This is a genomic window from Ruoffia sp. FAM 26254 (assembly GCF_045528545.1).
Lineage (GTDB): Bacteria > Bacillota > Bacilli > Lactobacillales > Aerococcaceae > Ruoffia > Ruoffia halotolerans.
Genome location: NZ_JBGQQY010000008.1, coordinates 61,939 through 70,589, shown reverse-complemented (window position 1 = coordinate 70,589; position 8,651 = coordinate 61,939). Strand labels below are relative to the sequence as shown.

The 8,651-nt window shown below is 39.2% G+C and carries 10 protein-coding genes; 6 read left to right on the top strand and 4 right to left on the bottom strand.

Annotated features, from left to right (window positions below):
* Positions 1–138: 138 nt before the first annotated feature.
* Positions 139–963, top strand: a complete 825-nt coding sequence (locus ACEN3Z_RS03695; protein ID WP_407089670.1) for a helix-turn-helix domain-containing protein — start codon at positions 139–141, stop codon at positions 961–963.
* Positions 960–1,088 carry a transposase gene (locus ACEN3Z_RS03690; protein ID WP_407089669.1) on the top strand — a complete coding sequence of 43 codons (129 nt, stop codon included), beginning with the start codon at positions 960–962 and terminating at the stop codon, positions 1,086–1,088. Before ACEN3Z_RS03695 ends, ACEN3Z_RS03690 begins: the two co-directional genes overlap by 4 nt.
* 308 nt (positions 1,089–1,396) lie before the next feature.
* On the opposite strand, the gene ACEN3Z_RS03685 is transcribed toward ACEN3Z_RS03690, so the two are convergent.
* From ACEN3Z_RS03685 to glnA, 3 genes are all read right to left on the bottom strand, one after another.
* Complete coding sequence (locus ACEN3Z_RS03685; RefSeq protein WP_407089668.1) at positions 1,397–2,617, bottom strand: LL-diaminopimelate aminotransferase; 1,221 nt, start codon at positions 2,615–2,617, stop codon at positions 1,397–1,399.
* An 11-nt stretch (positions 2,618–2,628) separates the two neighbouring features.
* Positions 2,629–3,504 carry a diaminopimelate epimerase gene (gene dapF / locus ACEN3Z_RS03680; protein ID WP_407089667.1) on the bottom strand — a complete coding sequence of 292 codons (876 nt, stop codon included), beginning with the start codon at positions 3,502–3,504 and terminating at the stop codon, positions 2,629–2,631.
* A gap of 289 nt (positions 3,505–3,793) precedes the next feature.
* Positions 3,794–5,140, bottom strand: a complete 1,347-nt coding sequence (glnA, locus tag ACEN3Z_RS03675) for a type I glutamate--ammonia ligase (RefSeq protein WP_407089666.1) — start codon at positions 5,138–5,140, stop codon at positions 3,794–3,796.
* 1,055 nt (positions 5,141–6,195) lie between these two features.
* On the opposite strand from glnA, the gene ACEN3Z_RS03670 reads away from it, so the two are divergent.
* Positions 6,196–6,498, top strand: coding sequence for a hypothetical protein (locus ACEN3Z_RS03670; RefSeq protein ID WP_407089665.1), 303 nt, complete (start codon positions 6,196–6,198; stop codon positions 6,496–6,498).
* A 204-nt stretch (positions 6,499–6,702) separates the two neighbouring features.
* A complete protein-coding gene (locus ACEN3Z_RS03665) occupies positions 6,703–6,816 on the top strand; it encodes an IS3 family transposase (protein WP_407089673.1) in 114 nt (37 codons plus the stop codon).
* Positions 6,817–6,956: 140 nt separating this feature from the next.
* Here ACEN3Z_RS03665 and ACEN3Z_RS03660 read toward each other — a convergent pair whose 3' ends face one another.
* Entirely contained in the window at positions 6,957–7,391 is a 435-nt protein-coding gene (locus ACEN3Z_RS03660; RefSeq protein WP_407089664.1) for a GNAT family N-acetyltransferase, read from the bottom strand.
* 135 nt (positions 7,392–7,526) lie between these two features.
* Here ACEN3Z_RS03660 and ACEN3Z_RS03655 point away from each other — a divergent pair, with 135 nt between their 5' ends.
* Both ACEN3Z_RS03655 and ACEN3Z_RS03650 read left to right on the top strand, forming a co-directional pair.
* Positions 7,527–8,168, top strand: a complete 642-nt coding sequence (locus ACEN3Z_RS03655) for a pentapeptide repeat-containing protein (RefSeq protein WP_407089663.1) — start codon at positions 7,527–7,529, stop codon at positions 8,166–8,168.
* 81 nt (positions 8,169–8,249) lie between these two features.
* On the top strand, positions 8,250–8,651 hold the full coding sequence (locus ACEN3Z_RS03650; RefSeq protein ID WP_407089662.1) for a (deoxy)nucleoside triphosphate pyrophosphohydrolase: 402 nt from the start codon (positions 8,250–8,252) through the stop codon (positions 8,649–8,651).

Here is an 8,651-nt window from a genome sequence, read left to right as displayed (position 1 = left end):
TCTTTTAATTGAAAGGTTTTTTGGATAAAATGGTTCATGCGTAGATATTCTCCTTATGTTATTTGGTGGTACTTTTAATATAACGAATATCTGCGTCTTTTAGAAGACACAAAGATAGGGTTGATGACATTTTAATTTTTGTCATCAACCCTATTTATTGTAGAACCGTTTTTTTTTGGTTTTATATTTTTTAGTGTTGGTGAGAAATCACCCGCACTATTTTTGTATACACAAAAAGCCAGTGATTTCCGCTATGATGTAAGTACGACCAAACACATAAGTAAGGAAATCAACATGGCTTACTTACATTCTACCGCCATCGGCTCAATCGACGTCCCTGGATGTGAAGGTGACCCATCGAAAAGTCCTCACGGTGACGGGGATCTCGATCATCTGCCTCAAGCCTGTTCTCATTGTGGCTGTCTAAATCAAAGTAGTCACGATATCATTCGAAACGGTACGATGAATTCCGTTGTTTTATTGGGACAATACAACTTTCAACCTGTCTATTTAAAGTTAAAGAAACAACGCTATTTGTGTAAACATTGCCGTCGGACCACAGTGGCCGTCACTCCCTTAACTCGTCGGCATTGTTTTATTTCTAATGCGGTGAAGTATGTCATCCTTGAAGAATTAGCTCAGATGCAGTCCATGACCTTCATCGCCCAACACCTGAATGTTTCAACTACAACGGTCATCCGTCAATTAAAAACCTATGGGGACAACCTAAATCCTAAATCCAGTTGCTTAACGTCCCACTTGACGATCGATGAATTTAAATCGGTTAAAAATGTTCCTGGGGCAATGTCGTGTCTGTTAATGAATAACGCGACACATCAAATGGTGGAGATCCTTGAAGGCCGAACTCAACTGTATTTAAGGGCTTATTTCTTACGGCTCTCACTGGAAGAACGGCGGCAGGTAAAAACCATCACCATGGATAGGTATTCCCACACAAGGTGAGAACAGCGTTTCGAACCTTAACTTCCTACGCGTTAGATATTAAAAACAGCTTAACTTATACACTCTCGAATGGCGTTGTGGAAGGCACCGTAAATAAAATCAAGATAATCAAACGATCTGACTAAGGTTATCGCAATTACGGTCACTTAAGGTGTCGTATTTTAATCTCAACCCAACTTCAACAACTTAATGCTGAATCTGTACGCCCATTGTATTTTTGTGACGAAGAGGCTCTATAAAAGAATATCCTCCAATCCAACAGATCGCGAAATAACTTACATCAAAAAATAAGACGATAGAACTAAATCTATCGCCTTAAATATTCACCAACACTATTTGACAAAGAACCAAAGTAAGACTAAAATCTAACCTTTGGGGGTATCATTATACCAAAATTTAATCTACTAACAAAATCGCCTACACTCTCTAAACCCTACTCACTATAATACTTCTGCAATCTCTCAATCGCTATTGCAGTTTTAGCGCGGGTATTGAAGGCGGTCAGTCTAAAGTATCCTTCACCGCTTGGTCCAAATCCTACCCCTGGGGTTCCCACTACTTGAACTTTTTCCAATAACTGATCGAAGAATTCCCAGGATGAGACACCAACTGGCGTTTTAAGCCAAATATAAGGTGCATTGTCGCCACCATAAACGGTTGCACCTACTTCTTTCAAACCTTCCTTGATCATTCGAGCATTTTCCATATAATAGCTAATATTTTCCTCGATTTGTGTCCTGACAGGTTCTTGGTAACAAGCCCAACCGGCTCTTTGGATGATGTAAGGGGCGCCATTGAATTTGGTCGAATGACGGCGGTGCCACATTTGGTTCAAATTCATATTTTGGAAAGTCAGTGCTTTTGGAACGACGGAGTATCCCAAACGTAAGCCAGTAAAACCGGCTTTCTTAGAGAAACTACGGACCTCAATCGCACAACGCTCGGCACCTTCACATTCATAGATGGAATGAGGAATACCGTCTTCTTGAATATAAGCTTCATAAGCTGCATCGAAGAGGATTAGACTTTCATTTTCTAAGGCAAAATCGACCCATTGTTGCAGTTCATCTTTCGTTAGAGTCATCCCAGTCGGGTTATTGGGGTAGCATAAGTAAATGACATCAACTTTCTCAGTAGGGAGGGCAGGTCGGAAGTGATTTTCCGCATGACTTTCTAAATAGACAAGCTCACTCCATTGACCAAGCTCTTCATTCCATTCGCCCAAGCGACCTGTGAGTACATTGCTGTCGATGTAGACAGGGTAGATAGGGTCTCCCATGGCGATGATGCTATCGAGTGCGAATAATTCTTGCAAGTTGGCGATATCACTTTTGGCGCCGTCTGATACAAAGACTTCACTGCTATCCATTGACAGGCCAACTTCTTGATAATCATGTTGGGCTATTGCCTCTCTCAGAAAGTCATAACCGCCTTCAGGGCCATATCCACGAAAAGTATCAGTAGAAGCTTGTTCATCCACCGCTTGATGGAGGGCTTGAATGATTCCTGGAACAAGGGGTTGGGTCACATCCCCGATGCCTAAACGAATAATCTCTTTGTCAGGGTTTAGTTGAGTGTAAGTGTCAATTTTTTGAGCAATGGTTGAGAATAAGTAACTGTCAGAAATTCTTGAATAATTATGATTTGCTTGCATGATAAATCCTCCTAATGTACTTGTGGAAAGTAGTGACCAGTGAATGAAGTGCGGGCAGGGCCTTCCATATAAACATGCCCTGTGTCGCTCCGATCCCATGTGATTGTGAGTGTTCCCCCTAAGAGGTTCACCTTAACCGTCTCTTCAGTAAGGCCATTCAACACCCCGGCGACCGCAACCGCACAGGCGCCGGTTCCGCAAGCCAAAGTCTCGCCACTCCCACGTTCCCACACGCGCATGCTAATTTCTTGCCGGTTGTGAACGTGGGCAAATTCGGTATTGATTTGTTCAGGAAAGCGCGTGTCATATTCAAAGCGAGGTCCAAGTGCTTGTAAGTCCAAGTCTTTGATATTTTCTTGAAAGATAACGAGATGAGGGTTCCCCATCGATACACCAGTCACTTGATAAGCTTGCCCGGCGATTGTAATGGCCTGATTAATCCATTGGTCTTCCTCTACCGTAATTGGAATCAAGGCCGTATCGATAATTGCTTGGCCCATATTGACCCGAGCTCCTGTGACTTCACCTTGATCATTGAAAATGAGCTGGACGGTTTTGACGCCACTTAGTGTCTCAATCTCAATCGATTCTTGATCCCAAAGGCCATTATCGTAGATAAATTTGGCTAAACAACGGATGCCATTGCCGCACATCCGACCTTCGCTGCCATCTAGGTTGAACATCCGCATCTGGAAATCTGCCTTATTAGATGGGCGAAGCACGATGAGACCATCACTACCAATGCCAAAGTGTCGTTCACTTACTTGAATTGCTAATTCTGCTAGATCTTCAATCTCTTCCTTTAAGTCATTAATATAAACATAGTCATTGCCAATTCCTTCCATTTTTGTAAAGGGAATGGCCTTTTTATTTGTTAATTTTGTCATAACACTCTCTCCTTAATTTAGTGAATAAAAAATAGGACCACGAACAAAAGTCCATGATCCTTCCAGTAGAAGAGTGGTATACTTTTGCCCGGTAATTGCTTGCACAATCAGCTTAACTGGCAGTTAAGTTGAACAGTTAGCCACCTATTATGATGACTAACCAACGATAATTCGTTTCGGCGATATCCCCCCAGACCCATAAGTCCTCATGTCAACCGCGCCTCGCACAAAACCTTTTTTATAGAATAACATTGATACTAATTGACGTCAACTAATTACTAATCATGTTTTAATAATTAGTAAAATATTGTTCAATTTCCCATGGTGAGACATATTTGGCATATTCCTCGTACTCTTTTGTCTTGGCTTTAATAAAGCTAGTAGAGATATGCGGCCCTAAAGCATCCAAGATTGGGTCTGAAGCTTTCAATTCATGTATGGCTTCTTGTAATGAACCCGGCAAGCTTGTAATCCCTTGGTCAAGACGCTCGCGAGCGGTCATGCTGTAGATGTTGCAATCAACCGGAGCCGGTGCTTCGAGTTCTTCTCTAATACCTTTTAATCCAGCGCTAAGAATCGTCGCTAGAGCAAGATAGGGATTGGCCGATGGATCGACACTCCTTAATTCAACACGGGTTGAGTTGCCACGAGCTGCTGGAATACGAATTAATGGGGAGCGGTTTTTCTCGCTCCAAGCCACATAGACTGGGGCTTCGTAGCCAGGGACTAGTCGTTTATAGGAGTTCACGGTTGGGTTGCAGACGGCAGTAAAGGCCGGTGCGTACTCCATCAGACCTGCAATAAAATGCTTGGCTGTCTTAGATAAGCCGGACCGCGTACTTTCATCGTAGAAAGAATTACCACTTTCAGTAAAGAGTGACATATTAAAGTGCATACCAGAACCATTGATGCCAAAAAGCGGTTTCGGCATAAACGTAGCATGAAGATGATGGCGTCGAGCTACGGTCTTAACAATGAGCTTGAAAGTTTGAATATTATCGCAAGCCGTCACCGCATCAGCGTATTTCCAGTCGATCTCATGTTGCCCATCGGCCACTTCGTGATGACTCGCTTCAATCTCGAAGCCAAGAGCTTCTAGTTCTAGAACAATATCACGGCGACAGTTCTCCGCCAAATCTGTCGGAGCTAAGTCAAAGTAACCACCGTGATCATTCAATGTCATCGTTGGATTCCCTTCTTCATCTAACTTGAATAAGAAAAACTCTGCTTCGGGGCCTAAGTAAAAGTCAGAGAAGCCGAGTTCTTCCATCTCTTCCAGAACACGTTTCAAGTTGCTTCTAGGATCCCCTGAGAATAGCTCACGAGATGATGTCTCAACGTCACAGATCAGATGAGCAATGCGCTTGGTATCATCGCTTGCAATATTCCAATCAAAAATCAGCCAAGTTTGTAAGTCAGGTACCAAGTACATATCACTCTCTTCGATTCGTACAAAGCCTTCTATTGATGAACCATCAAAGGTCATATTGTTGTCTAAAGCTTTACTTAATTGAGACAGAGGAATTTCTACGTTTTTTATCGTACCTAAGATGTCGGTAAACATTAAGCGTATAAATTTTACATTATTTTCTTTCGCATCTGCCATAATTCGTTCTTTTGTCCAAGTCGTCGTCATATAAAACCCTCCAATAAAATATTAATAATATTATTTAGTATTGTTAGATTATATTCATAAAAAATACACAAAACAAGTCAGTTATGACGGATGGTGTTATAAAATATAACACGAAATAAGGCTGTTTTGATAATGTTAACCAAGATTAGGATAACATCGTTATATAATATAACAAAAAATAAAGGTGTATTTAATTGAGAAAATTAATTTATAAATCGCATAAAACTAATCATTAATTGCCTCAACTAATTACAAGTGTAAGGATTGAAAATAATAAAATTAAGGAGAAAAAAAGTTTTTTTGTTAAAAGGATATAAAATTGTCAGAAGATGGGGGTAAGGTATGGATTAGCTTATGCAGACTAGATTGGTAAGTCGATATTTATAAGGTGGTTGAAGAAGATTTTGGGATATTGGATGATGCGCAATGAAGATATTTAGTTTTTTGTTAATATGTAATTAACGTGTACCTTGGTTATCAGATTAAAGGAGTGCTTATTATGAGTAGGAGTGCACGTAAATATCCTAGAAATAAATCCAATTGTAGAAAATGAAGACAGTTTTAAATCTTCGCTTACACCGGAGATTTACTGGAGTTGAATTTGGTGCACTCGTTTTATCTAAAGTTGAGTATAAGAGAGTGAATGCTTCTTATAAAATTAGTGATACTTCTCTAACTTTTTTGATTGGCGTATTGTATTCAACCAACTATTCTTGTAATAAAAAATCATGTCCACTTATATAATGGAGCTATATGAAAAAGGTGAGGTCATCTTTCGAGAAGTAGGAACCTGTATTTTAAGGTACATCACAAGGTAAGTATTAAATGTTTTGATCGCTCGCCGCCGAAAACTTCGAAGATTCGATATTCTAAAGGAACACAAGAATATGAGCGGTCTATTGCTTGGCCTAAAGATTCTTTGTGGAATTAAGTCGAAGTGGGAAGAGAGCAGATTTATAGTGACCTAAAAGGTGATTAAATTATATGAAGAGTTTATGATATGCTCCCTCTAAAGTAGACACTTAAAAAAGTAAACTACTTTAGGGGGATTTATTATGTACTCAAATATGAAGCATACAGTGGTTGAACTGGAATTTTATATTCTTCAATATTTAGAGGGTATGACTTTTCCTATGTTGAAGAATTTAGGACTACAGTATGAGAATACATACTTTTTATTTGAAGTGAGGCTCTATCAACAACATGGCATTGATGGCCTTCAACCACCGAATAAGCATCAACACTATTCATCGGAATTTAGAGAACAAGTGGCACAAGAACACCGGATCGATAAGATATCCATCTATGAACTGGCAATTAAATATAATATTCCATCTCAGAAAACGATTCGTAGCTAGATTTTTAGGTATACTAATGGTGGGGAGTCTCAATCCTACAATTCAAAGCCAGAGGTGTATCTGATGAAAGGGAAAAAAACGACTTACGAAGAAAAAGCTTAAAAAGTAACCTGGCTGTGCCAAGCATTAAAAGTGAGCCAATCGAGTTTTTATAAATAGTTAAAACGTCAACCATCACATACAGAATTGCGCTTAAAAAAATTAATGGCAATCATTCAAGAATCACATGGAACATTTAATGGAATTTATGGCTATCGTCGTAGGACTATTTATTTAAATCACTTTCAACAAGCCGCTGTTAATCATAAGTGTGTCTAGCACTTAATGAAATGGAAGGGCATCCAAACCTATATAAAGAAAAGACGAATCTGAAGATTCGCCTTAACTATTTTTATTATTTACCTGTCTACTTGACAGGGGGCAGTTCATATTGAGTTTGGTTGGGGGGCTTTGATAATCTAAGTTGCTGTCCAGGTCATTAGCCATTCTTTCTCTTGAGTTTCTTCATCTAAACACTCCTCAATAAATTGAAAACCATGCCTTTTATAAAATTGTATCGCCTGCGAATTGCGTGAATAAACAGAAAGTGTCAAAGATTTGTGTTGGCTTTTTAAATAAGTCAACAACTGGCTTCCAATGCCTCTGTGTCGACTCTCCTTCTCAATAAAAATACCCGCAATATAGTCTCCCGTCATACCAACAAAGCCTAACAGTCGATTGTCTTCTTGATAAAGCACCATATTCGCTTCATGAAAAGCTGAGAGCACATCATCATAATGACTGGTCCAATAGGCTGGGTCAACAAAATCATGCACTTCTAAATTCACAGCTAACCACAAATCAGCGACAGACTTTAATACATCAGGTTCTTTGTCTACTAAGTCTATAAGCATCGGAAGCCCTCCTTAAATTACTAATAAGAAAAAGTCTAACAGAATCCGGAAAGAGTCGCAATAGATAACCAAAGAAGGGTGAGAAAAAGATAGAGCCTATGCTACAATAGCCATAAGTAAAAAGAAGGGTGCGAGATGATGAGAATTAAACGACCAGTAATACAAGCGGATTTAGAAGAAAAAGAGTTAAAAGACTTATACCAACCCCATGATTATATCTTAGAACTAGATGGCTATGATTTGAATGAACCTGACTTTACAACCGTTCAGGTGGAACAAGTGCGATTATATAATTGCGTCATTCGTGACGGTATATTCAACGATATGGATTTAAGTGATGCAGATCTGACTGATGTGCGCTTTATCGGCTGTGACTTCTCGAATGTAAATCTAAGCCAAGCATCCATTCACCGAGTAGAGTTTGAAAATTGTAAGTTACTCGGAACTCAGTTCTCTGAAACCATGTTAGGTGACACACTATTCCAAGAGGCAATCTTAAACTTATCTACATTCGCGGATTCAAAGTTAGTGCGAGTCTACTTTCAAGAGTCGTCACTTCAAGAAGCAGCCTTCTTTGAATGTAAACTAAAGCAAGTCAACTTTGAAGAGTGTGAACTCAATGACATTACCTTTGATCATACACCTTTAAAAGGCATCAACCTTAGCACATCAAACTTTGACTCAATCCGAGTCGCCATCGAAGACTTGAAAGGCTGCCAAGTGTCCAGAGAACAAGCCTTAGGCTTGGTTGGGTTGATGGGTGTAGAAGTGGTGTGAGAGAAATCATAGAAAAATTTCAGCAATAAGAATAATCATATAGTAAAATGATATAAAAATAGTTAAGATTAAGGTGAAAAAATGAAGAAAAATATTGACGTTGTAGGGGCTATTTTAATTAAAGGTAATAAGATACTTTGTGCTCAAAGAGGTGGAGAAAAGTCACTGCCTTATTTGTGGGAATTTCCAGGGGGAAAAATCGAAAAAGGTGAAACGCCTCAAGAAGCATTACAACGTGAATTAAAAGAAGAACTAAAAATTGTAGTAACTGTTGAAAACGACATATATGACAAAGTAAGTTATGAATATGACTTTGGTATCGTGAACTTAACAACTATTATATGTCACTTAAGTGAAGGGGAACCAGTATTAACAGAACATGTAGATATTAAATGGTTAGAACCAAAAGAAATCAAATCATTAGAATGGGCGCCTGCTGATATACCAACAGTAGAAAAATTAAGCAAAATAAAACTAAGTTGA

Coding starts and splice junctions, on each gene's coding strand:
- ACEN3Z_RS03685 (WP_407089668.1), bottom strand. CDS start 2,617: ATGCAAGCAAATCATAATTATTCAAGAATTTCTGACAGTTACTTATTC.
- dapF (WP_407089667.1), bottom strand. CDS start 3,504: ATGACAAAATTAACAAATAAAAAGGCCATTCCCTTTACAAAAATGGAA.
- glnA (WP_407089666.1), bottom strand. CDS start 5,140: ATGACGACGACTTGGACAAAAGAACGAATTATGGCAGATGCGAAAGAA.
- ACEN3Z_RS03670 (WP_407089665.1), top strand. CDS start 6,196: ATGTACTCAAATATGAAGCATACAGTGGTTGAACTGGAATTTTATATT.
- ACEN3Z_RS03665 (WP_407089673.1), top strand. CDS start 6,703: ATGGCAATCATTCAAGAATCACATGGAACATTTAATGGAATTTATGGC.
- ACEN3Z_RS03660 (WP_407089664.1), bottom strand. CDS start 7,391: ATGCTTATAGACTTAGTAGACAAAGAACCTGATGTATTAAAGTCTGTC.
- ACEN3Z_RS03655 (WP_407089663.1), top strand. CDS start 7,527: ATGATGAGAATTAAACGACCAGTAATACAAGCGGATTTAGAAGAAAAA.
- ACEN3Z_RS03650 (WP_407089662.1), top strand. CDS start 8,250: ATGAAGAAAAATATTGACGTTGTAGGGGCTATTTTAATTAAAGGTAAT.